The following is a 25,072-nucleotide window of genomic DNA, read 5'->3' as shown; positions in this document are numbered from 1 at the left end:
GCACTTGGTCAAGAAAATAGAATCGATTGCAATTCATCAATTCCCAGAAGAATGTTGTGGATTTATCTGGGGCCAGGACAATGAAATAGTTTTTGCTAAAGAGGTTCGTAATGCCTCTTTTAAAGATAGAAATGAGTCATTCGAAATAAGTCACACTGATTACTTATTTGCCGAAGAATTTGCATTAAAAAACAGATTGTCATTACTGGGAGTGTTTCATTCTCACCCAAATGAACCTGCAGAACCATCTGCAGAAGATTTAGAATTTGCGATGCCAAATTTTATAAACATTATTGTCTCCGTGAGCCGCCAAAAAATAACTGAGATGCGAGCATGGCAGCGGATTGAAGATAACGAAGAACTAACAGAGCTTAACCTTATAATAAAATAGTATGGCAACAATTCTTATTCCAACACCTTTAAGAAAATATACTGACAATCAATCTAAAGTATCAATCGATGGCGCAGATGTATCTTGCATCATCGAGAATTTGGTTTCAACCCATCCTGAAATTAAAAAGCATTTGCTAGATGGGGCGGGCGGAGTTCGCTCATTTGTTAATTTGTTTGTAGATCAAGATGATATTAGAAGTCTAAATAATTTACAGACGAGTGTTAGCCCCTTTTCTATAGTTAGCATCGTACCGGCTATCGCTGGGGGTATTTATAAAAAACAAATAGCATGAGTAAAGTAAATTTTTCTTCAGAAGAATATTCCAGATATAATCGTCATATCATTATTCCTGATTTTGGCCTTGCAGCGCAAGAAAAACTTGCAAATGCTAAGGTGCTTATTGTGGGTGCTGGTGGATTAGGTAGTCCTGTGGCACTCTATTTGGCAGCGGCTGGCATAGGAACTATAGGTATTTTAGACTGCGATGTGGTGGAAGATAGCAATTTACAGCGGCAAGTGCTTTTTGGGATAGGTTCATTAGGTAAATCAAAGGCCTCAGAAGCACAACAGCGATTAGAAGCATTAAATCCCTATATAAAAATTAAAGCCTACAACACGCAACTTACTTCGCAAAACGCTTTAGAAATATTTGCCGAATATGATGTGATTGCTGACGGGACAGATAATTTCCCTACGAGATACTTAGTAAATGATGCCTGTGTAATTTTAGATAAGGTGAATGTTTACGCATCTATCTACCAATTCGAAGGCCAGGTTTCGGTATTTAATCACTTGAAAGACGATGGAAGCCGTGGCCCCAATTATCGTGATCTTTTCCCCCTACCTCCAGATCCGAGCCGTGTCCAAAACTGTTCTGAAGCTGGTGTTCTAGGCGTTTTGCCAGGTATAATTGGGAGTATGCAGGCGTTAGAGGTGATTAAAGTAATTGCTCAGATTGGAGATATCCTTAGCGGAAAATTTTATACTTTCAATGCGTTGAGCTTCGAATCTATGACTTATAATATCGCCAAAAATTACGATAATGCTTCAATAATCTCAAATGGACTTGTAGATTATGAATTGTTTTGTGGCATGCCGGCTATTGAAAAGAAAATCAAAGAGGTAGATCCTAGTGAAGTTCTCAATTGGCAACAGCAAGGTTTAGATGTACAATTAATAGATGTTAGGGAATTGTCTGAATATCAGTTTGTTAACATTGGCGGAGAATTAATCCCCTTATCAACTATTGTAGATAACCGAGCGAAAATTTCAGATCAGGCAAAAGTTGTTATTCTATGTAAAATGGGGAGTAGAAGCAGATCAGCTGTAAAGTTGCTTGAAGAAAAATACGGAATGAGTAACTTATATAATCTTAATGGTGGAATTATAGGTTATATTAGAGAACTTGAACTGGATTTACCGACTTATTAGCAAAAAAAATGCTAACCAAAAGGGGATAAAGACATATAACATTCTCTATGTTGACTTCACTTGATAGTATTCAGTGCTGAAGATTACCCCACCATACTATCCGTTAATCTTTTAGAGCCAACCTTCCTTACTGCCTCAACAATCGAATCTTTATCATAACCACATTCTGCCCAAAGTTCTGGTTGTTCTCCATGTTCGATGAACTGATCTGGAATACCTAACCGAATTACATTTGAATTGTAGCCGTTGTCGGCCATAAATTCCAGCACAGCTGAGCCTATTCCTCCTGGAAGCGATCCATCTTCAACGGTAATAACATGTTTGTATTTGGAGAAAACGTCATGCAACATCTCCTGGTCTAACGGCTTTACAAATCTAAGGTCGTAATGTGCTGGATAAATGCCTTCACTATTGAGTTGGGTACGAGCTTCGACGGCAAAATTACCAACATGTCCAATCGTTAATAGAGCAACGTCTTCACCATCACAAATTTTTCGGCCTTTACCGATCTCAAGGGCTTTAAATGGTCTTTTCCAATCAGGCATAACCCCGTTTCCCCGAGGGTAACGGATTACGAATGGGCCCATGTTCTCTTGTTGAGCCGTATACATTAAGTTCCGTAATTCCTCCTCGTTCATTGGAGAAGATATGATCAGATTTGGAATACAACGCATGTAAGCAATATCATAAGCACCATGATGTGTTGCTCCATCAGCTCCGGCTAAACCAGCCCGATCTAAACAGAAAACTACATTAAGTTTCTGTATCGCTACATCATGAATAACCTGATCATAGGCCCTTTGCATGAAGCTTGAATAGATATTGCAGAAAGGTAATAATCCTTGTGCCGCTAAACCTGCAGAAAAAGTAACAGCATGCTGCTCAGCGATACCAACGTCGAAAGCACGCTTTGGCATAGCTTTCATCATGATATTTAATGATGAGCCTGAAGGCATTGCCGGCGTAATTCCCACAATTTTTTCGTTAGCCTCAGCTAGTTCCACCATCGTATGACCAAAAACATCCTGGTATTTAGGAGGTTGAGGCTTATCTGGAACACTTTTTTTAATTTCACCTGTAATTTTATCAAATAGCCCAGGTGCATGCCAAATCGTTTGGTCTTTTTCGGCCAAGGCAAATCCCTTACCCTTCACCGTAATACAGTGTAGTAATTTTGGTCCTGGTATAGCAGATAAATCTTTGATAGTTTGTGCTAAACGTTTAACATCATGTCCATCCACTGGGCCGAAATACCTAAAGTTTAATGCTTCAAATAAATTGCTCTGCTTCAAAAGCGTTCCCTTTATACTTTTCTCAATCTTTTTAACATATTTATGTGCATTTGGGCCAAGCTTTGATAAGCCAACCAATACATTCGATATATCATCTCGGAAGCGATTGTAAGATTTTGAAATGGTAATGCTGGTTAAATATTCTTTCAGTGCACCAACGTTAGGATCGATAGACATACAGTTGTCATTCAGAATCACTAAAACATTGCTGTTTTCGATGCCAGCGTGGTTTAAGCCTTCAAAAGCTAAGCCAGCTGTCATTGCACCATCACCAATTACGGCAACATGCTGGCGATCGGTTTCACCTTTCAATTGTGAAGCAACAGCCATTCCTAATGCTGCGGAAATGGAAGTAGAAGAGTGGCCAACACCAAAAGTGTCGTATTCACTTTCAGATATTTTTGGGAAACCACTAATTCCTTTATAGATTCGATTAGTGTGAAACAAACCCCTGCGGCCTGTAAGAATTTTATGTCCGTAAGCTTGATGTCCTACATCCCAAACCAGCTTGTCGTAAGGTGTATTTAATGCATAATGTAGCGCTACAGTTAACTCTACAACACCTAAACTGGAGCCAAAATGGCCACCATTTACACTCACCACATCAATAATGTATTGACGTAACTCTTGGCTTATTTGTTCTAAGTCAGATTCGCTATATTGCTTTAAATCAGCAGGATAGTTGATTTTAGATAATAGGGGGCCAGCTTTAACTTGCATTCAGATTTGGGTAAAAAACAAGATACAAAGTAAGGTATTTTTGTTTTAATACAAAAGAAAAATCGTCAAGGTTAATACATTAACCATTGTATTACTCCTTATGATATTAAAACGAGGTATACAATTATTGGAAGACTCTTTATAGTTGTAGTATTAATAAGTCCTATACCTTGTTTTTAGTATTTGTTTATCTATCTTTGCAGGCCTTATCTCTACCAAATCATTTTGTTAATCGACTTGATTTTTGGAGGAGATTTGAAACACCCATATTAGTAAAAAAAACATCCCATGATAAATTTAACGCACTCAACACCAGTCAACAAACTCAATAAGGTCAAAATTGGCGACGAAATTATCGATGAGTATAATTCACAAGGTAAAGTAGTTAAAATTAAAAAGTCAGTAGTTGATAACTTGAAAGAATATCTTTTTCATTTAGATTCTCGTCAAACGATTTATATATTAACTAACGCTAATTAATTAGTCGTTGTTTTTGGTCTGCTGATTATTTTAAAATATTGCCGTCTCCCTGTTTTTGTTAAATTTGTTAACAAATGCAAGCAGAAAATTTTGAGATCAAACTTCCGGTTTTCGAAGGACCATTCGATTTATTATTGTTCTTTATCGAACGGGATGAATTAAACATCCAGGATATCGAGATCGCAAAAATCACGAACGATTTTCTAGCGTATATACACCAGCTCTTAGCACTTAATGTAGAGGTAGCCAGCGAATTTATTTTGGTGGCGGCGACCTTAATGCGGATAAAATCTAAAATGCTATTGCCAAGAATAGAAATTGATGAGGCAGGCAATGAAATTAATCCCGAACAAGATTTAATAGCCCGGCTTATTGCATATAAACAATTCAAATCTGCTGCAGAAGAAATGAAAGTTTTGGAAGACAGCAGAATGAAACACGAGCGAAGGGGCAATATAGAATATGATTTATCGCTTGCTGCCGAATCCTCTTCTTATCAGGATGAGCTTTTATCACTCGATTTATACAAGTTGCTTACCGTTTACCACAAAACAATGCAAAAATATGAGTTGCGAAGTGAGGAAGTTAAACATACGGTAATCCAATATCCTTATACCATTGAGCAACAAAAGTATTTTATAGCCAATCTACTTGATATTAACAAACAGATTGATTTCGCGGTGGTGCTAAAAAACTCTGAAAATAAAGTGCACTTTGTTTATAATTTCCTGGCCATACTAGAAATGTTACAACAACAACTGGTAGAAATTACGATTGGTAGTGGTTTCAATAACTTTAAAGTGAAATCATCCGCTTGATTTATGAGTTTGTTATTCTGTTTCCTGCATTGACAGGCACCCACTAAACCCGACTTAGCGAAAATACTTTTTTGGTGGTTTATTATCATATTCATCACAAACAATGACAAAAAAGATTGTAGCGAGGGCGGGAGTGACCTTTAAAAGAATTGCTGCCATTGCTTTCCAAATCCTTTAGATTCTTTAAAAAAAATATATCTGGCAAAACGGCCGGAGTTTCCTCATATCCAGCCTTTACCTTAGAGATTAATTTCTTACTTTTGCAGAAAAAATACAAACCTATATAAGGATGAAACGCGACACCCAAATTTTTGAACTTATTGATAAAGAGCTAGACCGCCAAGAGCACGGATTAGAACTTATCGCATCAGAAAACTTTGTAAGCAAGCAAGTAATGGAAGCTGCTGGTTCTGTGCTCACAAATAAATACGCAGAAGGATTGCCAGGAAAACGTTACTACGGAGGTTGCCAGGTGGTTGATGTTGTAGAGCAAATAGCAATCGACAGAGCAAAAGAATTGTTCGGTGCTGCTTGGGTAAATGTTCAGCCACACTCTGGTGCACAGGCAAATGCTGCGGTAATGTTAGCCGTTCTGCAACCTGGTGATAAAATTTTAGGATTTGATCTTTCTCACGGTGGCCACCTAACACATGGTTCTCCTGTAAATTTCTCGGGTAAACTTTATCAGCCATTATTCTATGGCGTAGAAAAAGAAACTGGATTAATCGACTATAAAAAACTGGAAGAAGTAGCTTTAGCTGAAAAGCCTAAATTAATTATTTGTGGTGCATCGGCCTACTCAAGAGAATGGGATTATGCTTTCATCCGTTCAGTTGCTGATAAAATTGGTGCTTTGGTGCTGGCAGATATTTCGCACCCAGCGGGATTAATTGCCAAAGGTTTGTTGGCCAACCCACTTCCACATTGCCATATCGTAACTACAACTACACACAAAACTTTGCGTGGTCCTCGTGGCGGTATGATTATGATGGGAAAAGATTTTGAAAATCCGTGGGGTTTGAAAACGCCAAAGGGAGAAACCCGTATGATGAGTAACTTATTGGATATGGCTGTTTTTCCAGGTACTCAAGGTGGACCGTTAGAGCACATTATCGCTGCAAAAGCAATTGCATTTGGCGAGGCTTTAACTGAGGAGTATGGAACTTACATTAAACAAGTTGCTGCGAATGCACAAGCGATGGCGAAAGCCTTTGTTGCTAAAGGTTACGGTATCATCTCTGGCGGTACTGATAATCATTTAATGCTTATCGATCTGCGAAATAAAAACATCACGGGTAAAGTAGCCGAAAACGCGTTGGAAAGAGCAGAAATTACCGTGAATAAAAATATGGTTCCTTTTGATGATAAATCACCATTCGTAACTTCAGGTATCCGTGTAGGTACAGCTGCCATTACTTCTCGTGGATTGAAAGAAACAGAAATGGAAAAGATTGTTGATTTGATCGATCAGGTTTTAACTAATCCAGATGATGAAGCTAACATCAATGCCGTAAAAGCAGAAGTGATTAATTTGGTTAGTGCGTTTCCGCTATATAAATAATATTGTTATCGTAGGCTTTTGGAAGCATTAGCCTTTTGAAGCAGTTACATAAAAATGTAGCTGCTTTTTCATTTCAGTCTGCTTTTTGTGTGTTACCCTTGATTTATTGAGTCTAATCCGCATACTTTCAAATTTTAATATCCTTTACAAACTGATGTGAAAAGTAAAGGGCCGATATCCTTTTGAAGAAATATCGACCCTTACCATCTAAATTAACGCTCTCAATTATATAAACGAACTGCGGCAAAAATTGTTTTAACGAGTTAAACAAAAATTACTTTTTTTCATAACAACCAATTGATGAAGGAAAGCTTCTCAATGTATCTTTCAAATCGCGATTGAGATAATTGCTAAAGAACATATCACTACTAAGATTTAGCCCTTTTTTTATCGCAGGACTAGTAGCAAGTAATTCAAAATTTTCTAGTCCAGGAGAAATAAAGCCGGGGTCCAGATTTAATATATTGCCATTGTTAGCGTATGATGTATTCACGGTTTTAATCAAATTATTAAACAGATTGCTTTGTAAAACGGCATTTGTTTTCCTTTCAATTTCGAATTCGTTAATCAGCGATCCCCATATGATGTTATTGGTTAAATTCAAGCTGAGGGCGTTGGTCATCCTGGCCGATTGATAATCGGAAAAACTTACAGATGCCGTTTTTCGAGGGAAATTTAAATTATAGCCAGCGAAGGTATTTTGCTTCAAATTGTAATTGCCGCCTCCAACACCATAAATCAAATAGTTGCCACAGTTGTAAAATAAGTTATTAAAGGCAGTTAGTTCCGAATGATAACCTATATAGCCGGCAACTTGCATATTTTTAATAATGCTGTTGCTTAACAGTAGTTTAGGAGTGCCGTTAAGCGAAAGAGAGTCAGATGTTAATCCAACCGAAGCATTTTTAATAATTGTATAGGAAATTATGCCTGTTCCTGACGCATTCATATGTATACCTTTCCACTGCCCTGGAACATTGGCGAAAGTGCTTTCCAATCTGTCACTACAAAAAAGGATAGGTTTATCAATTGTCCCTACGGCATTCAGCCTACCTTCAATGTTTAAGCTCGCATCCGCGTGAAAGTAAATTTTTGCTGCTGGTAAAATTGTTAACGTTGAATTATTTTTAACCGTTGCAGCGCCGCTGATTATATAAGGTAAATCACTTGTCCATGTTGTATTGGTAATAATGGAAGATGCATTAATAAAAATTGCATTTTGGCCATAAGCAAGCAATTGAATAGTTTGCTTATTTCCATTGGTAGTAAACAATATAGAATCTTGAACAAGGAAAGGTAAAGCCTTGTTGTTCGGGTTAATAGTTGCCTTTATAAATAGATTTATAGAATCTCCTGCGTTGATAATAATATTTTGCTTACCGATACCATATTCTCCATTAATATTTATGCTGAATGAGGAATTATTTCCATTTGCCAGGCTAATTTCTGAAATGTTAATCGCCAAATTATTCTTATTAAGAATTTTTATCCTTTTAACGGTTGATCCAACTGTAGTAAATATGGTACCGAATAAAATGCTATCTGTTGAGAATGCAAGTCTGGCGTTTGGGTCTGTGGTAATGTATTCATCTTTTCTACAATTCGAAAGAAAAATTAAGGTAAAGACTAAAATAAAAATATTACGCATCTTCAAACTTATATATTTTCGGCTGATTGCTTTACAAGTTAATAAAACGTTTGTTACTCTGCAAAAGCTAGTGCTGCAATACTCACTTTCGCAACACCATTTTTTAGAAGTTCATTTGCACAGGCTTCCAAAGTAGCTCCAGTTGTAATTACATCATCAATTAACAAAATATGTTTTCCACTTAATTGCTCAGGCTTTACAACCTTAAAGACATCCTGCATATTTTCATATCTGTTGTATCGGCTTTTCTTTGTTTGACTTTCCGTGGCAGCACTTCTAATAAGTTCTGCTTCGCTAAACGGTACGTCTAAAACCTTCGAAATGCCTTCTGCAATATATAAGCTTTGGTTGTAACCGCGTATTCTTAATTTTTTCAAATGCAAAGGTACGGGTATAATCAAATCAATATCCTGATATAAAGAACTCGACTTTAATCTTTCGCCAAGCTTGTTTCCCAGCAAAATCCCTATCTCCGTCTTGTTGTTGTATTTTAAATTATGAATAAGATTCTGAACTTTGGAACCCTTCCTGAAATACAACATAGCCATGGCTGCATTTAAAGACAATCGTCCCCAAAGTTGCTTGGCTACCCTGTTATCAGCATGAATGTGATAATCGGTAAATGGCAAATCATATAAGCATTTTGTGCAAATAAGATGCTCACCATAATATAGAGGCGTACCGCAAGCGTTGCAAGCATTAGGGAACAGTAATCCCATTAAATCATAACCCCAACGTTTTACTACTAACATTTATCTAATCTATTAAATTTAGTTTTATAATTAGCTAATATTATATGTTAGTACTGCTATATACTATTAAATTGCCGCCCGCCCTCTGCTTTAACTTCTTGTCCCCAGAATTAGGCACTAAACTCATTTGCTACAATCATAAAGCCTATATTTTCCATTTAGATCGGTTCTGGTAGAGACATCCGTTGCAAGAAACAAACCTTATTCTGTCCATGAAACAAAAAAGCTAGATACCGAACCCCTTACCGCTCTGACTTACTAGCTAAGCAACCAATACTTTCCAGTCTATATGTCCTATATAACTATATGGTCCACAAAACAAAAGCGCATGGTGAAGGCCAAAATCACGCCGACTGCTGAAGCCTATAAAACCTCTGCGCTGCAAAACCTATATGTTCTATATTTCTATATGGTTCAAAACCCAAGAAAGCTCACATTTTGCAGTATCAGCTTATCCTATATTTCGAGCAAACCATACCTCAACCAGGGTCCTTTGGATGTGATTCTCCGAAGCATACACCCGATCGCTCTATTTGTTTTGATGTTCGTTAAAAATTTTCCGCTTGAAAAACAGGCTTTTACAATAAAGATCAAAAAAAACGGTGTTTAGTATTTGTGGGGAGCGGAATTTTTTCTACTTTTGCATCCCGCTTCGGAGGAAACGGTTGCAGTGAAAAGATGGACCTGGGGAACGTGAGAGGAGAAAAAGGACAATAATTTATTTTAAAATAAATTTGCGGAAAAGAAAAAGATCGCTACCTTTGCAGCCCGGTTCGGAAGGAACGGGAAGCCGCCTGAAAAAGCGGCATATTGAAAAGCAGAAAGAAAACGGGAACGAAAAAATAAAAATTATTTTATTTGGAAGTCCGAAAAAGTTTTCTACCTTTGCACTCCCAACCGAAAGGAAAGGGAAAAAGTCGAGCGGCGGATGTCGCGGAAGACTGGAAACAAAAAGATTGAAACGAGCGGAAACAGGGAAGAGACGATCAAGACTCATGCCCAACTGAAGCGAGCAGATATATAAAGACAGGCCGTGAGGCGATTGTCGATAAGTTCTTAAAAGAGATGTCAATGATGCGTAGTGGGGTAATGAAGTACGAATTCAAGTACAGAGTTCCTTATTACATTTTAAAGTCAATGTCCAACGGACAAAACAAAAGAAGACTATTTTTAACGATAGTTAAAACTGGTCAGAATCTTACAACACATTTTACAATGGAGAGTTTGATCCTGGCTCAGGATGAACGCTAGCGGCAGGCCTAATACATGCAAGTCGAGGGGTAGAAGAGGCTTGCTTCTTTGAGACCGGCGCACGGGTGCGTAACGCGTATGCAACCTACCTTCATCTGGGGGATAGCCCGGAGAAATCCGGATTAATACCGCATAAAATCACAGGATGGCATTATCCAATGATCAAACATTTATGGGATGGAGATGGGCATGCGTGTCATTAGCTAGTTGGCGGGGTAACGGCCCACCAAGGCGACGATGACTAGGGGATCTGAGAGGATGGCCCCCCACACTGGTACTGAGACACGGACCAGACTCCTACGGGAGGCAGCAGTAAGGAATATTGGTCAATGGAGGCAACTCTGAACCAGCCATGCCGCGTGCAGGAAGACTGCCCTATGGGTTGTAAACTGCTTTTATTCGGGAATAAACCTATTTACGTGTAAATAGCTGAATGTACCGAAGGAATAAGGATCGGCTAACTCCGTGCCAGCAGCCGCGGTAATACGGAGGATCCAAGCGTTATCCGGATTTATTGGGTTTAAAGGGTGCGTAGGCGGCCTGTTAAGTCAGGGGTGAAAGACGGTAGCTCAACTATCGCAGTGCCCTTGATACTGATGGGCTTGAATGGACTAGAGGTAGGCGGAATGAGACAAGTAGCGGTGAAATGCATAGATATGTCTCAGAACACCGATTGCGAAGGCAGCTTACTATGGTCTTATTGACGCTGAGGCACGAAAGCGTGGGGATCAAACAGGATTAGATACCCTGGTAGTCCACGCCCTAAACGATGAACACTCGCTGTTGGCGATACACAGTCAGCGGCTAAGCGAAAGCGTTAAGTGTTCCACCTGGGGAGTACGCTCGCAAGAGTGAAACTCAAAGGAATTGACGGGGGCCCGCACAAGCGGAGGAGCATGTGGTTTAATTCGATGATACGCGAGGAACCTTACCCGGGCTTGAAAGTTAGTGAATGATCCAGAGATGGATCAGTGAGCAATCACACGAAACTAGGTGCTGCATGGCTGTCGTCAGCTCGTGCCGTGAGGTGTTGGGTTAAGTCCCGCAACGAGCGCAACCCCTATGTTTAGTTGCCAGCACGTTATGGTGGGGACTCTAAACAGACTGCCTGTGCAAACAGAGAGGAAGGAGGGGACGACGTCAAGTCATCATGGCCCTTACGTCCGGGGCTACACACGTGCTACAATGGATGGTACAGAGGGCAGCTACATAGCAATATGATGCGAATCTCACAAAGCCATTCACAGTTCGGATTGGGGTCTGCAACTCGACCCCATGAAGTTGGATTCGCTAGTAATCGCGTATCAGCAATGACGCGGTGAATACGTTCCCGGGCCTTGTACACACCGCCCGTCAAGCCATGGAAGTTGGGGGTACCTAAAGTATGTAACCGAAAGGAGCGTCCTAGGGTAAAACCGATAACTGGGGCTAAGTCGTAACAAGGTAGCCGTACCGGAAGGTGCGGCTGGAATACCTCCTTTCTGGAGTGGAGTTGACTACTCACTGCGCAACATGATATTTCTATAAAGTAGAAAGTACAGGGTAAAAAGTAGAAAGTAAAAAGTTCAATCTTTTCATATAACTACGATATACCGGTTACTTTATACTCAACAAAAACACTAAAAGAAAAAACACCCAGAAGAAATGACGGTTGTCCAATAACCAAAAAGACATCGGCGATGAAGCTAGGTAGCAAATGGAACGGTAGCGGTAAGATACTATATACCGAAACACTGCCACCGAAAAGCACAGTCCCGTAGCTCAGCCTGGTTAGAGCACTACACTGATAATGTAGGGGTCTCCAGTTCAAATCTGGACGGGACTACTTTAATAATCCTGGGGGATTAGCTCAGCTGGCTAGAGCGCCTGCCTTGCACGCAGGAGGTCAACGGTTCGACTCCGTTATTCTCCACAGTAAGAAAACACATCACCGGGATCGGTGGTCATCATTGACAGATTGAAAGAAAGAAAAGAAACGCCATGGGGCACTTGTGATAATCTAAGTACTATATACTGAGTACTAAGGACTACAAGAAACGGTTCGAGACCGCAGTTTTTGACTAACGAAGCTGAAACGGAGCTTAGGTATAGGACGATGAAATCCTAAACCTTTATACCTTCGATCTTCAGCCTTGGTAAAGTTCTTTGACATATTGGAAGAAGTTAAAAAAGAAGAGCAAACAACAATAGGCGACTGTTGTGTTTGTGCTCGCTTAAAGGAATCGCAAGAGACCGCTAAGCATGAGACATCATAACAAGAGCAAAAAAAGCATACCATATGGCGCAAAAGGCATATGAGTAGAAGAAAGTAATAAAGAGTACACGGGGGATGCCTTGGCTCTCAGAGGCGATGAAGGACGTGATAAGCTGCGATAAGCTTCGGGTATTTGCAAATAGGAATTGATCCGAAGATTTCCGAATGGGGCAACCCGGCTGGTTGAAGACCAGTCACATATAATGAGCAAACCTGCCGAACTGAAACATCTAAGTAAGCAGAGGAAGAGAAAATAATAATGATTTCCTAAGTAGTGGCGAGCGAAAGGGAAAGAGCCCAAACCATCCATGTTACGGCATAGGTGGGGTTGTAGGACTGCGACATGGCATTAGCAAACAGAAGTGGAATGGGATGGGAAGCCCAGCGATACACGGTGATAGCCCGGTACACGTATAGAATGCTAGTCTAGCAGTATCCTGAGTACCGCGAGGTCGGAGACGCCTTGTGGGAATCTGCCGGCACCATCCGGTAAGGCTAAATACTCCTGAGAGACCGATAGTGAACCAGTACCGTGAGGGAAAGGTGAAAAGAACCCCGAACAGGGGAGTGAAATAGAACCTGAAACCGTGTACTTACAAGCGGTCGGAGCATCCAAGTGGTGTGACGGCGTGCCTTTTGCATAATGAGCCTACGAGTTACTCCTCTCTGGCAAGGTTAAGTGCTTCAGGCACGGATCCGAAGCGAAAGCGAGTCTGAATAGGGCGTATAGTCAGAGGGGGTAGACGCGAAACCTTGTGATCTACCCATGGACAGGTTGAAGGTGCGGTAACACGTACTGGAGGACCGAACCGATAAACGTTGAAAAGTTTCCGGATGATCTGTGGGTAGGGGTGAAAGGCTAATCAAACTGGGAAATAGCTCGTACTCCCCGAAATGTTTTTAGGAACAGCGTGGATATTAAGTTTCATAGAGGTAGAGCTACTGATTGGGTGCGGGGGAGTCAAATCCTACCAAATCCAGACAAACTCCGAATGCTATGAAATATGATCTGCAGTGAGGCGCGGGGTGCTAAGGTCACGCGCCGAGAGGGAAAGAACCCAGACCATCAGCTAAGGTCCCCAAGTTACAGTTAAGTTGAACTAACGAGGTCCGATTGCACAGACAGCTAGGATGTTGGCTTGGAAGCAGCCATTCATTTAAAGAGTGCGTAACAGCTCACTAGTCGAGCGATCGGGCATGGATAATAAACGGGCATTAAATTGTACACCGAAGCTATGGGATTGAAATATATCGGTAGGGGAGCATTCTAGCGGCAGCGAAGGTATCTGGTAATGGGTGCTGGAGCTTCTAGAAAAGCAAATGTAGGCATAAGTAACGATAAGGCGGGAGAGAAACCCGCCCACCGAAAGGATAAGGTTTCCTGATCAACGCTAATCGGATCAGGGTCAGTCGGGACCTAAGGAGAACCCGAAGGGGAAATTCGATGGACAACTGGTTAATATTCCAGTACTTTTTATAACTGCGATGTGGGGACGGAGTAGTGACACTGCCGCGATCTGACGGAATAGATCGTTAAAGACAGTAGGTAATGGAACGGTAGGCAAATCCGCCGATCTAGCTGAAAGTCGATAGTACCGCAAGCCTTCGGGTGAGTGGATAGCGCAGGTAATCAGACTTCCAAGAAAAACCGCTAAGCTTCAGGTTATAAAAACCCGTACCGCAAACCGACACAGGTATCCGGGAAGAGGATTCTAAGGTGCTCGAGTGAATCATGGCTAAGGAACTCGGCAAAATGGCCCTGTAACTTCGGGAGAAGGGGCGCTGGCAGCAATGTCAGCCGCAGTGAAAAGGCCCAGGCGACTGTTTAACAAAAACACATGGCTTTGCAAAATCGAAAGATGAGGTATAAGGCCTGACACCTGCCCGGTGCTGGAAGGTTAAGAGGGGATGTCATCCGCAAGGAGAAGCATTGAATCGAAGCCCCAGTAAACGGCGGCCGTAACTATAACGGTCCTAAGGTAGCGAAATTCCTTGTCGGGTAAGTTCCGACCTGCACGAATGGTGTAACGATCTGGGCGCTGTCTCAGCCATGAGCTCGGTGAAATTGTGGTCCCGGTGAAGACGCCGGGTACCCGCAACGGGACGGAAAGACCCCATGCACCTTCACTACAATTTAACATTGACATTGGATACAGGATGTGTAGGATAGGTGGGAGGCTTTGAAGCGGCGTCGCTAGGCGTCGTGGAGCCAACGTTGAAATACCACCCTTTCTGTATTCGGTGTCTAATCCCGCCTAGCGGGAGACATTGTTTGATGGGTAGTTTGACTGGGGTGGTCGCCTCCAAAAAGGTAACGGAGGCTTTCAAAGGTAAGCTCAGTACGCTTGGTAACCGTACGCGGAGTGCAATAGCATAAGCTTGCTTGACTGTGAGACATACAGGTCGATCAGGGTCGAAAGACGGATATAGTGATCCGGTGGTTCTGCATGGAAGGGCCATCGCTCAAAGGATAAAAGGTACGCTGGGGATAACAGGCTGATCTCCCCCAAGAGCTCATATCGACGGGGAGGTTTGGCACCTCGATGTCGGCTCGTCACATCCTGGGGCTGGAGAAGGTCCCAAGGGTTCGGCTGTTCGCCGATTAAAGTGGCACGCGAGCTGGGTTCAGAACGTCGCGAGACAGTTCGGTCCCTATCTGTTGTGGGCGTAGGAATTTTGAGTGGGGCTGACCTTAGTACGAGAGGACCGGGTTGGACTAGCCTCTAGTGAATCTGTTGTTCCGCCAGGGGCATTGCAGAGTAGCTACGCTGGGAATAGATAAGCGCTGAAAGCATCTAAGTGCGAAACTAGCCACGAGATGAGAATTCCATATAGGACCGTAGAAGACTACTACGTTGATAGGCTACAGATGTAAAGCTGGCGACAGCACAGTCGAGTAGTACTAATCATCCGAAGCTTTCAAAGCAAACAGACTGTTGTTTGTTCTTCTAACATAACTTCTTTCAATAATATGTCATTTAGTAGTTGGTACTGAGTACTTGGTAGATAGATTAGATATCTAAATACCAACGGCTAAATACCACATACTATTTAAAAACATTTAGGTGCCTATATCGGTGGTGTCCACCTCTTCCCATTCCGAACAGAGAAGTTAAGCCCACCAGAGCCGATGGTACTGCGGTAACACGTGGGAGAGTAGGTCGGTGCCAAATCTTAAAGCCCCAAAAGGGCATTAGCGAGAACCCCGTCAGTAACAGCTGATGGGGTTTCTTCGTTTATAACAGGTTTGTAACTGTGGGATTCGATTGATTCCATAGAGAAAACCGGTTTACCTGTTGCAGTGGCCAGCATGATTGAATGTTCACAGAACATACTAGATCTTATTGAACCATATAGGAATATAGGTCATATAGCTGGGTGGACCCGGTTTTGCATACCTGCGGGAAAGCAGGCCCGAACGATAAAACACCCACCCTGGGTCTGATAAACCTGATGGTACGAAAATCCTTTTTGTACCGCTACCGCTCAAAGCGAATATACCTTAAACAAAAAGATTGAAGGGACAGCGGGGCTGAAGAACAAATTGCTTCAAACCAATGTTTCCAATAAAGCACCTACTAAATATCCATCATATAAAATGTTTCCTTTATCTTCGCTGTTCATTTCCATTATAAATTGCAAACTTTAACACAACTTATTAACGGCGAACTTTTGGGCGCCACTACTGTAAAGATATCTGAAGGGCTTGAGTCGTTTCCTGAGCAGCTTTTTGAGCTTACTGATACCTTAGAATACCTTGATTTATCATCCAATCAGTTAACAGCATTACCGGATGATTTCAACAGCTTTAAAAAGCTGAAGGTTTTTTTTGCATCCGAAAATAGATTTGCCATTTTTCCAGACGTTTTAGGTAAGTGCGATAACCTCCAAATTATTGGGTTTAAGAGTAATTTAATAACGCATATCCCAAATGATGCATTTCATGCTAATTTGCGGTGGTTAATCCTTACTAATAATCAAATTTCCAGTTTACCAGCATCTATTGGTAAGTGTTCGAAGTTGGAAAAGCTGATGCTAGCTGGAAATAGATTGGCAGCGTTGCCTAAGGAGCTTGCAAATTGCAGTAGTCTTGCATTGTTGCGGATTGCTGCAAATAACTTAAATATGTTGCCCGAGTGGTTAGTTGAAATGAGAAGTTTGGCCTGGTTGGCTTTTTCGGGTAACAATATGATAAACCAGAAAGTCGAGTCAGTTGCGGCAGTAAATATTGATCAATTTCAGCTTGGGCAGTTACTGGGAGAAGGAGCTTCCGGTACGATATTTAAAGCGACCAGTATAGATGTTAATAATCAGGATGAAGTAGCCATCAAAATATTTAAAGGGAATGTTACCAGTGACGGCTTTCCGGAGGATGAGCTGCAAGCTTATTTGGCCGCGGGGCATCACCCTTCGATCGTGAAATTGAAGTCTGTAATTGATTTAGATGATCAGGGTAAAAAGGGTTTGGTGATGGAACTGATTCCTGCTCACTTTTATAATCTTGGCAAACCGCCAACTTTAAACACTTGTACAAGGGATGTGTTTGACGAAGACTTTAAACTCAGTGAGCAGCAATTGTTTGAAATTGCCATTAGTATGGCTTCTGTAGGTGCACATTTGCATGAACGAGGAATTATGCATGGTGATTTATATGCACATAATGTTCTGGTTGATGATACCGGTAAAACATTATTCGGCGATTTTGGAGCGGCTTCACAGTACGATAAACGAAATCTTGCTTTAGCTTTCAATCTGGAGCGAATTGAAGTAAAGGCCTTCGGATTTCTGCTCGATGATTTGCTTTCCCTTTGCCGTGCGAATATTTCTGCTTATGATGCGCTTTGCAAACTTCGCGATTTGTGTTTATCTGAAGATCAACAGCTACGGCCTGGTTTCAATGAGATATTAACTGAATTAACTTTGCTTAGAAGCAGTTAGTTGGCAGCTTCTTCTTTTACAGCCAATTGACCACAGGCGGCATCAATATCTTTACCACGACTTCGGCGAATATTTGTATTGATTCCCTGGCTTTTCAAATAGTTTGAAAAAGCATCTATTTTATCGCCTTCGGCATTAGTAAAATCAGCAAATGAAATTGGATTGTATTCAATTAGATTAACTTTGCAAGGAATATGTTTACAGAATTTAGCTAAATCCATCGCATCACTAATCTCATCATTAAAATGGTTGAAAACGATGTACTCGTATGTTACCGGATTTTTAGTTTTGGCGAAATAATATTTCAAGGCATCGGCCAATGCTTTTAATGAATTTGCTTCGTTAATGGGCATAATCTCATTACGTTTCTTATCATCTGCGGCATGAAGAGAAAGAGCAAGATTAAATTTTGCGCCATCATCACCTAACTTTTTGATCATTTTTGCAATGCCTGCCGTAGAAACCGTAATCCGCTTGTAGCTCATATTTAACCCATCTGGAGCGGTAATTCGCTCTATTGATTTAAGTACATTAGCGTAATTTAAAAGCGGTTCGCCCATACCCATGTACACAATATTGGTTAGGGGATTATTATAGTTTTGCTTGGCTTGTTTGTCGATCAAAACTACCTGATCATAAATTTCATCTGCATTTAGGTTGCGTTTACGATCCATGTAACCCGTGGCACAAAACTTACAGGTTAGACTGCAACCCACCTGCGAACTTACGCAAGCGGTCATCCTATCCTCCAATGGGATTAAAACTCCCTCAACGATATTTCCATCAGCTAAACGAAAAGTGTTCTTAATCGTGTGATCGTTACTGAACTGCGAGTTGTTTACCTGAACAGCATTAATTGAAAATCCTTCTTCCAGCGTCTTGCGTAAATCTTTTGAAAGATTGCTCATTTCATCAAACGTAGTGGCTGATTTCTCCCATAACCACTGATAGATTTGTTTCGCCCTAAATGCAGGCTGTTGCAATGCAGTTAAGTGCTGCTGCAATTGAGGCAAATCCAATGAGCGGATATCGATTTTTTTTGCTGTTACCATTTGTTGCAAAGGTACTTAAAAAGCTTTTAAGCTGAAAGATCAAAGCAGAAAGCAAACAGTTTAGTTTCAAATTTTACAATTTGCAGGTTATCTGCCTCTTTGTCTGGTATTTGATTTTCCTGAGGGTTTACCTTTTGCAGGTTTAGAATTTCTATTGCTAGCGCCACCTTTTCCAGCAGATTTTGAGGAAGAATGAGGTGTGTTCTTTTTTGCTCCACCCGATTTAGAAACCGGTTTATTAGACTTAAATGGTTTTTTAGGTTGATCCTGCTTCAACTCGGGAATCTCTTCCCAGGAATTAGTTTTCTTTTTGGTGTTCTTCGGTTTTGCTACAGCCTCAGATGAAGATTTTTCGACACTCTTCATGATGCCGTTCATTTCTTCTTCACTCAACTCTCTAAATTCACCTGTAGGAATGCCTTTGAGATTAATATTCATAATCCTTGTACGTTCTAACTTGGTTACTTCGTAGCCAAAATGCTCACACATTCTGCGGATTTGCCTGTTTAAACCTTGTATTAAAATGATATTGAATACAAACGTACTGATTTGACGAACCTTGCACTTGCGGGTGTTTACGCCCAAAATCGGTACACCATTGCTCATCTCAAACACAAAATCTTCGGTTATAGGCTTATTTACCGTAACCACATATTCTTTTTCGTGTTTATTTCCTGCTCTTAAGATCTTGTTAACAATATCACCATTGTTGGTTAAGAAAATCAATCCTGATGAATCTTTATCTAACCGGCCAATAGGAAATATACGTTCGCTATGGTTGATGTAATCAACTATATTATCTTTAACATTAGATTCTGTTGTGCTGGTAACGCCCACAGGTTTGTTAAAAGCCAATAAAATAAAATTTGATTCTTCTTTCGGTTCAATATTGTGACCATTGACCATCACCTTATCACCAGCAAAAACCTGATCTCCGATTTTGGCTCTTTTGCCGTTGATGAAAACATTGCCCTTTTCGATAAACCGATCTGCTTCACGGCGGGAACATAAACCGCTCTCACTTATAAATTTATTTAACCGGGTTGCAGCATTGTTGTTCATGATGCAATTTTACGGAAATAAATTATGTTATGAACCAATAGTAACCAAAGAACACCAACAAATTGTTGGTGTTCTCAATTCAGTTGCTAAAAACTTTGGTCGTCTGCACTTGGCCCATAACTGCCTGGAATAGGGATATCCAATAATCTTAAATAAACACCTAATTGCGCTCTGTGGTGAATAATCTGGCTAAAGGCTATGCGGATCATTTCATATTTAGTCAAGTCGCCGAGAATTTGATCTCCATTTCGCAAAATCCATTGATTGTTTAACCGTTGAGGGTCGGCATTTTCTAATTCTTTCTTTCCACTTTGATAACTTTCTTCCAGGAGATGAAGCAGATCGCCGTTGGTGCTTACCTTTTTTTCTTCATAGGGAGCAGTGGCGAAATCCAAACCATCTGCAGTAATGGCTAAACTTACCCATCCTGGAAGTTCTGCAATATGGCTCGCCAATGATTTCATTTTCATGCTTTTTTCGTGGGGTGCCCAAGTAAATTTATCTGTAGGGACCAAAGCCAAAAATTTGCTAGTGGTGGTGAATTCTGCTTCGAATTCTTTCAATAATAATTTAATAATATCCATACTTTGTTGTTTTGTTTTTCCTATTGTGTTTAATTCCATCAATAATAAATCTGCTATACTCATGGTTTTTTTGATTTGCTTAAACAAAGAAAGGATGCCTTAGTGACAACCCTATGGCAGTGCAGAATTTTTATTCAAAAAAATAGCTTTTATTTCATATTTAAATTTAAGGGTAAAATTGTCTGATTATCCTTAAAAAAAATTATGTTTGAAAAATGGATAGTATCAGAATTAACACTGCTCAAAATATCGATATTGAATATGAAATTGCAGGTTTGGGTGAGCGAATAGCGGCTAGATGTATAGATTTAGCTGGCTTTGCGATACTATTTGTTGTCGCCTGGATTTTATTTATTATCGGATCTATAAGCGTCTCCGGAACATTAGGTGTGGTGATTTTGATCGTCTACCTTATTATATATGCATTTTATGATTTAGTTTGCGAGCTCACCATGAACGGACAATCGTTTGGCAAGCGAGTGATGAAAATTAAAGTAATTAATTTGGATGGAACACAACCAACTTTTGGCCAATACTTAATTAGGTGGTTATTCAGAATGATTGATTTTGGTTTTCCATTGGGTTGGGGGGTAATTGCATTGGCATCTGTAGCGGTAACCGAAAATCATCAACGATTGGGAGACCTACTTGCCAAAACAACACTGATAAAAATGATACCACGTACCCAACTCAATCAGGTAGCTTTTAATTTTAGTTTGCCAGAGGAATATCAACCTCAATTTAAAGAGGTAATGCATTTGACTGATAGAGACGTAGAACTGATCCACGAAGTGCTTACCGGTTATTATCAAACGGGAAACGCAAGCCTAATTTATGCGATGGCTGCAAAAACTAAAGAACATATTTTTGTAAGTGTGCCTGCAGGGATGAACGAGTTGCAGTTTTTAGAAACGGTGTTGAAGGATTATAATTATGTTACTTCGAGTATCAGCTAAACAGTTTGAAGTGACTATTCGATTATCCAGCCTCCTGTATCAGCCGGGACATTTTAAGAATACGATGGCAGCGAATAGAGTATAGGTTGAAAGGTAATGGGATTTCAAATCATCAAAACCGCCTATGCTTAAAAATTATCCTAATACTTCAAATGGATATTCACTAATAGCCTATTTTTGTCAAGTGGAAGCTAAGCTGCGAAGTATTTGAAAGGATGATATGGAAGGTTTCTAACGATCCAGAATATGACTACTACAGCAAAAATAACCTTCGGAGTAATAGGGCGTCGCCATAAATTTAAATCGTAATTTCTTTTTGTTAGGTAAGAAATTATTTTTGCACAAAAATGGATTATCAAAAAAGGTAAACTGATTACTAAAAGCAAGTTATAATCTGCTGCTTTTAAAATATTTCCATGTAATAAGGAGTGTAGTGCTCTTTGTGATCCGCAACCTGGGCAATCAAGATGTAAAAATTTGTGGAATGGGCATTCTGGAAAGAAATTGTACACCTCGGGATTAAAGTTATAGTACACTATTAGCAGTGTACTAAGGACAATAGTACCTAAGGTGTACTTAAAATTCATTATCTGTAATCACTCATCATTGCCCCGCCAAAGCCTAAAACAACGAAAAACAAAATATAGAGTACATAAACGCCAATTCCTATGAAAAATCCAATTTTTGTCCACTTTCCAGCGGCTTGTGAAGCAGCTTGAGCTCCAGCAAAATCGCCCATTGCATATTTACTATTAACATTGGCAGCATTAACAATTCCGACAATTCCTAATGGCAGGCAACAAAACAATGTAACTAAAATTGATTCTACCAACCAATTTTTTGGTGCAGGCCCGAGATTTCCGCCGAATTGCTGTTGCCCGAAAGGCTGTTGCTGCCCGAATGGTTGTTGTTGCCCAAGAGGTTTTTGATCTTGAGGTGTTTGATCATCCATAATAAATGTTTTTTTAAGGGTTTTAATTCAAATAGTTAAACTAAAGTAAAATTTTAAATTTAAAAACAGAATAGATTGGCCTCAAATTATTTCAGAACGGCACTTACTTTTGGACTTAGAGCATCAGCCCATTCGGAATACATTTTGGCACTTGGATGAAGTCCATCATTTGCAATAAGGGATAAATCGCTACTTGCTTTTCTTGATGCAGGTGTGATATTGGTATAGCTAATGCCTGCTGAAATAGTAATCTGCTCATTAACAGCATTGAAGCTATCAATTTCTGCGGCGATAACTTGAGGACTTTTACCAGCGTTTTTACCGAAAGGAGTTACGCCCCAATCGGGTATAGAGACCACAAAGACCTTTGTTTTATCGCCATTGGCAAATGAAATGGCAGTTTGTAACAATTCTGCAAACTCCTTTTTATATGTCTCGATGGAATTGCCTCGATATTGATTATTCACTCCAATTAACAGCGTAACAAAATCAAATTTCTGTGTGAGTTTAGCCTGCACAATTGCACTTTGCAGTTCGCTGGTTGTCCAGCCGGTGGTGGCTATAATTTTAGGACTTGCTACATTGATACCGTTATTCTTTAACAAACTTTGCAACTGGAAGGGGAATGATTCACTCTGTTTAACCGATTCGCCGATGGTATAAGAATCTCCAAGAGCAAGGTAGGTTCGGCTTTGGCCAGAAGTAGGTATTATGCTTGGGTTAGGCTGATCGATTTCGGGCATATTTGGTTGCTTACTACAAGCCGAAGTTAAGAAAGAAAATAAAACGACACTTAATAAAACTTTCATAACCCAATTTACGCAAATGGCAGATCATCGGTTTCAAGTTCGCTATCCTTTTAAAATCAGATCAGATTCATTTTAAAGAGGTCGGCGATATGATTTTTTAGTCTCTCTTTTACTTCTTCCATATCGAGTTGGTATCCAAGTTCCTGAGCTAAAGAGGTAACGGCTTTATCATCAATTCCGCAAGGAACAATGTTTTTAAAATAATCGAGATCTACATTTACATTAAAGGCAAAGCCATGCATGGTAACCCAGCGGCTGCAGCGAACACCCATTGCACAAATTTTTCTGGCTTTTTCATTATCAGCATCTAACCACACGCCTGTATATCCTGTATAACGACCAGCTTCGATGCCATAATCTTTTAAAGTTAAAATAACAGCTTCTTCAAGTGTTCGAAGATATAAGTGAATGTCTGTAAAAAAGTTATCCAGATCCAAAATGGGGTAACCCACTATTTGGCCCGGACCGTGGTAAGTAATATCTCCACCACGATTAATTTTATAATAAGTGGCGCTCTTATCTTTTAAGCCTTGTTCATCCAATAATAAATTTTCAGGATGACCGCTTTTTCCCAAAGTGTAAACATGAGGATGTTCATTAAAAATAAGATAATTTGGTGTGGGCAAATGAGTGCCGTTTACTCTATTCTCGGTTTTTAATGCTACCGTTTTATTAAGCAGTTCTTCCTGCCTATCCCAGGCTTGCTGGTAATCTGTTAAGCCCCAATCAATAAATTGCGTAGGAACTAAAGGAGCGTTTGTAGGTTGATCATTCATTTATAATTCTTAATAACATTTAGGCTGAATGCACCACGTAGCCCAACATATAGCCGTCTTTTGTCCTAAAATAATTTACCGTTAGTTCTTTTGATCCTGAGGGAAGAGCCACGATGGCATTTAATTTTCCTTCATTTTTGAGCTTAAAAGGCTTTATATGGATGTCGCGTTTGAATTCCAAACCCTTCTTTCCATGCCACTTGTAAATGGCTTCTTTGGCGCACCATGCCACATAAAGGCCATCTATATTATCACCGATTTGTTTTTGGGCAAGTTCAACATCACTCAAAAATTTATGGCGTATACTTTTTATTTTATGTTTAATCAATTCTATATCCACCCCAACAGCATCTTTTTTGCTGATCATAACAGCCGCATAATCATAAGAATGACTTAAAGAAATTTGATAATCAAAATTGGTTAAATAAGGTTTTCCATCTTCATCAAATTGGCAATCGATATATTCTTTGGTATTCAACATGGTACGAAGAAGAAGTCTTGTACTTAACCAGTGCAATAGCCTTTTGCCATTGTTCAGCGTTGATATAACATCAAGCTCATGTTGCTTAAGCTGAAGGCCAGCCAACATTTCAGCTTCAGTTTCCTCAATTTTCCAGATTGCAAGAACTGAATGCTCATCAACATTTTTATTATAAATTATTGGCATTTATAAAATTGAGATTAGCATGCAAAACTATCTTAATTAATTGATAATTTAGGCCAAAAATACGCATAAAAATGATATTATCTGATAAAAGGATATTAGAAGAAATTGATAAGGGAACAATCATAATCGAGCCCTTTAAAAGAGAAAGTTTAGGTACAAATTCTTACGATGTACATTTAGGTAAATACCTGGCTACCTATAAAAGTCGCGTATTGGATGCCAAGCAGCATAATGAAATTGAGCATTTTGAAATTCCGAAGGATGGTTTTGTATTGCACCCAGGCACGCTATACCTTGGCGTAACGCTTGAGTATACCGAAACACATGGGCATGTGCCTTTTTTAGAGGGAAAAAGTAGCACCGGACGCCTGGGGATTGATATACACGCTACCGCAGGTAAGGGTGATGTGGGTTTCTGCAATACCTGGACCTTAGAAATCTCTGTTGCCCAGCCTGTGAAAATTTATGCAGGGATGCCGATAGGACAGTTGATTTATTTCGTGGTAGAAGGAAATATCGAAACCATGTACAATACCAAAGGGAATGCAAAATATAATAATAAGACTACCAAGCCAGTAGAAAGCATGATGTGGAAGAACAAATTTTAGAGCTAAAATTCACGTTACCTTCATAAAAATATGCCTCCGGTTTTGTACCTTGAGGCATATTTTTTTT

21 protein-coding genes, 2 tRNA genes and 3 rRNA genes are annotated in these 25,072 nt (G+C 40.0%); 14 read left to right on the top strand and 12 right to left on the bottom strand.

All coding sequences use genetic code 11. From position 1 onward, the window contains the following. Positions 1-4: 4 nt before the first annotated feature. Genes ACZZZK_RS11600 through ACZZZK_RS11590 form a run of 3 tightly spaced genes read left to right on the top strand, consistent with a single transcriptional unit; the run spans position 5 to position 1,825 of the window. Complete coding sequence (locus ACZZZK_RS11600) at positions 5-391, top strand: M67 family metallopeptidase (protein ID WP_463484264.1); 387 nt, start codon at positions 5-7, stop codon at positions 389-391. 1 nt (position 392) lies between these two features. Beyond that, the gene (locus ACZZZK_RS11595; RefSeq protein ID WP_463484263.1) at positions 393-686 is read left to right on the top strand and encodes a MoaD/ThiS family protein; all 294 of its coding nucleotides are present in this window, start codon (positions 393-395) and stop codon (positions 684-686) included. Then, positions 683-1,825 carry a ThiF family adenylyltransferase gene (locus tag ACZZZK_RS11590; protein WP_463484262.1) on the top strand — a complete coding sequence of 381 codons (1,143 nt, stop codon included), beginning with the start codon at positions 683-685 and terminating at the stop codon, positions 1,823-1,825. Before ACZZZK_RS11595 ends, ACZZZK_RS11590 begins: the two co-directional genes overlap by 4 nt. Positions 1,826-1,908: 83 nt before the next feature. Here the strand turns inward: ACZZZK_RS11590 and dxs are convergent, their stop codons facing one another. Continuing rightward, positions 1,909-3,837 (bottom strand): 1-deoxy-D-xylulose-5-phosphate synthase, encoded by a 1,929-nt coding sequence (dxs, locus tag ACZZZK_RS11585; protein WP_463484261.1) that lies wholly within the window; start codon positions 3,835-3,837, stop codon positions 1,909-1,911. Between the two features lie 288 nt (positions 3,838-4,125). Here dxs and ACZZZK_RS11580 point away from each other — a divergent pair, with 288 nt between their 5' ends. The 3 genes from ACZZZK_RS11580 (at position 4,126) to glyA (ending at position 6,696) form a co-directional block, all read left to right on the top strand. Continuing rightward, on the top strand, positions 4,126-4,317 hold the full coding sequence (locus ACZZZK_RS11580) for a hypothetical protein (RefSeq protein WP_463484260.1): 192 nt from the start codon (positions 4,126-4,128) through the stop codon (positions 4,315-4,317). A 74-nt stretch (positions 4,318-4,391) separates the two neighbouring features. After that, positions 4,392-5,135 (top strand): segregation and condensation protein A, encoded by a 744-nt coding sequence (locus ACZZZK_RS11575; RefSeq protein WP_463484259.1) that lies wholly within the window; start codon positions 4,392-4,394, stop codon positions 5,133-5,135. A 289-nt stretch (positions 5,136-5,424) separates the two neighbouring features. Beyond that, positions 5,425-6,696: a serine hydroxymethyltransferase gene (glyA, locus tag ACZZZK_RS11570; RefSeq protein ID WP_056851165.1), complete on the top strand. Its 1,272-nt coding sequence runs from the start codon at positions 5,425-5,427 to the stop codon at positions 6,694-6,696. 274 nt (positions 6,697-6,970) lie between these two features. Here the strand turns inward: glyA and ACZZZK_RS11565 are convergent, their stop codons facing one another. Together ACZZZK_RS11565 and ACZZZK_RS11560 are read right to left on the bottom strand one after the other, a co-directional pair. Then, complete coding sequence (locus ACZZZK_RS11565; RefSeq protein WP_463484258.1) at positions 6,971-8,344, bottom strand: hypothetical protein; 1,374 nt, start codon at positions 8,342-8,344, stop codon at positions 6,971-6,973. Positions 8,345-8,397: 53 nt separating this feature from the next. Then, positions 8,398-9,096 carry a ComF family protein gene (locus tag ACZZZK_RS11560; RefSeq protein ID WP_463484257.1) on the bottom strand — a complete coding sequence of 233 codons (699 nt, stop codon included), beginning with the start codon at positions 9,094-9,096 and terminating at the stop codon, positions 8,398-8,400. 1,212 nt (positions 9,097-10,308) lie between these two features. On the opposite strand from ACZZZK_RS11560, the gene ACZZZK_RS11555 reads away from it, so the two are divergent. From ACZZZK_RS11555 to rrf, 5 genes are all read left to right on the top strand, one after another. Next, positions 10,309-11,828 (top strand): 16S ribosomal RNA (locus tag ACZZZK_RS11555). A gap of 269 nt (positions 11,829-12,097) precedes the next feature. Next, a tRNA-Ile gene (locus ACZZZK_RS11550) sits at positions 12,098-12,172 on the top strand. A gap of 13 nt (positions 12,173-12,185) precedes the next feature. Further along, positions 12,186-12,259: transfer RNA gene (locus tag ACZZZK_RS11545), tRNA-Ala, on the top strand. A 390-nt stretch (positions 12,260-12,649) separates the two neighbouring features. After that, positions 12,650-15,526: ribosomal RNA gene (locus ACZZZK_RS11540) — 23S ribosomal RNA — on the top strand. Between the two features lie 136 nt (positions 15,527-15,662). Beyond that, positions 15,663-15,774 (top strand): 5S ribosomal RNA (gene rrf, locus ACZZZK_RS11535). The 16S, 23S and 5S rRNA genes sit together here with 2 tRNA genes alongside, the layout of an rRNA operon. A gap of 1 nt (position 15,775) precedes the next feature. Here the strand turns inward: rrf and ACZZZK_RS11530 are convergent. After that, positions 15,776-15,934, bottom strand: coding sequence for a hypothetical protein (locus ACZZZK_RS11530; protein WP_463484256.1), 159 nt, complete (start codon positions 15,932-15,934; stop codon positions 15,776-15,778). A 303-nt stretch (positions 15,935-16,237) separates the two neighbouring features. Between ACZZZK_RS11530 and ACZZZK_RS11525 the strand changes: the two genes are divergently transcribed. Beyond that, positions 16,238-17,539, top strand: a complete 1,302-nt coding sequence (locus tag ACZZZK_RS11525) for a leucine-rich repeat domain-containing protein (RefSeq protein WP_463484255.1) — start codon at positions 16,238-16,240, stop codon at positions 17,537-17,539. On the opposite strand, the gene rlmN is transcribed toward ACZZZK_RS11525, so the two are convergent. The 3 genes from rlmN to ACZZZK_RS11510 all read right to left on the bottom strand — a co-directional run bounded on the left by rlmN (position 17,536) and on the right by ACZZZK_RS11510 (position 20,300). Next, positions 17,536-18,591, bottom strand: coding sequence for a dual-specificity RNA methyltransferase RlmN (rlmN, locus tag ACZZZK_RS11520; RefSeq protein WP_463484254.1), 1,056 nt, complete (start codon positions 18,589-18,591; stop codon positions 17,536-17,538). The genes ACZZZK_RS11525 and rlmN overlap by 4 nt on opposite strands. Before the next feature lie 87 nt (positions 18,592-18,678). Next, entirely contained in the window at positions 18,679-19,653 is a 975-nt protein-coding gene (rluF, locus tag ACZZZK_RS11515; protein WP_463484253.1) for a 23S rRNA pseudouridine(2604) synthase RluF, read from the bottom strand. 86 nt (positions 19,654-19,739) lie between these two features. Then, entirely contained in the window at positions 19,740-20,300 is a 561-nt protein-coding gene (locus ACZZZK_RS11510; protein ID WP_463484252.1) for a DinB family protein, read from the bottom strand. 152 nt (positions 20,301-20,452) lie between these two features. On the opposite strand from ACZZZK_RS11510, the gene ACZZZK_RS11505 reads away from it, so the two are divergent. After that, complete coding sequence (locus tag ACZZZK_RS11505) at positions 20,453-21,193, top strand: RDD family protein (protein WP_463484251.1); 741 nt, start codon at positions 20,453-20,455, stop codon at positions 21,191-21,193. A gap of 191 nt (positions 21,194-21,384) precedes the next feature. Here the strand turns inward: ACZZZK_RS11505 and ACZZZK_RS11500 are convergent, their stop codons facing one another. The 5 genes from ACZZZK_RS11500 to ACZZZK_RS11480 all read right to left on the bottom strand — a co-directional run bounded on the left by ACZZZK_RS11500 (position 21,385) and on the right by ACZZZK_RS11480 (position 24,397). Beyond that, the gene (locus ACZZZK_RS11500; RefSeq protein WP_463484250.1) at positions 21,385-21,780 is read right to left on the bottom strand and encodes a DUF2752 domain-containing protein; all 396 of its coding nucleotides are present in this window, start codon (positions 21,778-21,780) and stop codon (positions 21,385-21,387) included. Next, entirely contained in the window at positions 21,780-22,145 is a 366-nt protein-coding gene (locus ACZZZK_RS11495) for a CD225/dispanin family protein (protein WP_463484249.1), read from the bottom strand. Before ACZZZK_RS11495 ends, ACZZZK_RS11500 begins: the two co-directional genes overlap by 1 nt. An 86-nt stretch (positions 22,146-22,231) precedes the next feature. Next, positions 22,232-22,954, bottom strand: a complete 723-nt coding sequence (locus ACZZZK_RS11490) for an SGNH/GDSL hydrolase family protein (RefSeq protein ID WP_463484248.1) — start codon at positions 22,952-22,954, stop codon at positions 22,232-22,234. 56 nt (positions 22,955-23,010) lie between these two features. After that, entirely contained in the window at positions 23,011-23,730 is a 720-nt protein-coding gene (gene lipB / locus ACZZZK_RS11485) for a lipoyl(octanoyl) transferase LipB (RefSeq protein ID WP_463484247.1), read from the bottom strand. 19 nt (positions 23,731-23,749) lie between these two features. Further along, positions 23,750-24,397 (bottom strand): 4'-phosphopantetheinyl transferase family protein, encoded by a 648-nt coding sequence (locus ACZZZK_RS11480; protein ID WP_463484246.1) that lies wholly within the window; start codon positions 24,395-24,397, stop codon positions 23,750-23,752. Positions 24,398-24,468: 71 nt separating this feature from the next. Here ACZZZK_RS11480 and dcd point away from each other — a divergent pair, with 71 nt between their 5' ends. Next, positions 24,469-25,005, top strand: a complete 537-nt coding sequence (gene dcd, locus ACZZZK_RS11475; protein WP_265800772.1) for a dCTP deaminase — start codon at positions 24,469-24,471, stop codon at positions 25,003-25,005. The last annotated feature ends 67 nt before the right edge of the window (positions 25,006-25,072 follow it).

Source organism: Pedobacter sp. AC163, assembly GCF_979258665.1.
Note: the sequence above shows the minus strand (reverse complement) of the source record. Positions and strands in the feature narration are given on the sequence as shown.